Below are 221 nucleotides of genomic sequence, written 5' to 3' on the forward strand. Positions count from 1 at the left end.
ATGGCCACGCTGCCGCCGGCGCTGATGCTGCGCTGCTGGCTGGCGTAGTGGTCCTGGTCTTGCTGGCTGGTGAGGGTAAGGTTGCGGCCAACGTTGGCCGCGATGGTGTCGCCACTGGCCTGCGCACCGGTGAGCGTGGTGTCGCGGCCGCTATTCAGGGTGAGGGTTTGCCCCGCGGTGATATGGGTTTCGGTGTAGCTGTCGGTGTCGCCGTTTTCTTT

At 65.2% G+C, this 221-nt stretch carries 1 protein-coding gene; it reads right to left on the reverse strand.

Translation table 11 applies throughout. The features are described from left to right. Positions 1 to 221 (reverse strand): hemagglutinin repeat-containing protein (locus tag ACZ9XP_RS18085; RefSeq protein ID WP_465188979.1); only part of this gene is annotated, 221 nt, incomplete at both ends.

The organism is Vogesella perlucida (assembly GCF_979366545.1).